The following is a 692-nucleotide window of genomic DNA, read 5'->3' as shown; positions in this document are numbered from 1 at the left end:
CAGAATAAGGCTTCAAAAGTAAAGTTTGATATTTGCTTCGGGTTCTTTCCTTCAACCGTCCAATAAGCTCCATCTTCTTCATAAAACTGATTGGTAAGTAGGTTTTCCTGTTGCTCCTTTTTCAGCTTGATTATATCGCTGATATTCTCCTTTGTTTTGACCTTCTTCTCGGTAGGCTTACTATAATCCTTTAAGGCATCCTGCCAAGCTTTTTTAGGTTTAATCTGTTCAGAAACAAAGTCAAGATAAACCTCCTGATTTGTTTTATCATAGCAGCATATTAAAGAAGCCATACGTTTTATGACTTCCGATTTCTTTACAGGGTCATTTGCAAAGCGGTCAGCATATTCAGCCGTTTTGTAGATGATGTAATCCTCCTGTTGTTCATCGTACTGAAGAAACGTTTTGTTGTCGATGAAAAGAGAATCAGGGTCTTGTTTTTCCGGGAGTACCAATACCGAAACGTGAAATTGGTTCTTAATCAGGATTTCAGCATTTCGGCACATGGCATTTCGTCCGGCATTATCGCCATCGTAAATAAGTGTAGCCTTGTTTGTATATTTTTTCAGGAGCTTTGCCTGTGAATTGGTGAGTGCGGTTCCGCAAGTCGCAACTGTGTTTACCACATCTATATCGTGCATCCGAAGCACATCGGAATAACCTTCAACTATATATGCTCTGTCATTGTTTTT

The 692-nt window shown here is 39.2% G+C and carries 1 protein-coding gene; it reads right to left on the bottom strand.

The features are described from left to right. The coding region (locus J1N10_RS21480) for a toprim domain-containing protein (protein WP_262328682.1) at positions 1 to 692 on the bottom strand (692 nt) is incomplete at both ends.

Source organism: Carboxylicivirga litoralis, from assembly GCF_025499605.1.
Classification (GTDB): Bacteria; Bacteroidota; Bacteroidia; order Bacteroidales; family Marinilabiliaceae; genus Carboxylicivirga; species Carboxylicivirga litoralis.
This window is presented reverse-complemented; position numbering and strand designations above follow the sequence as displayed.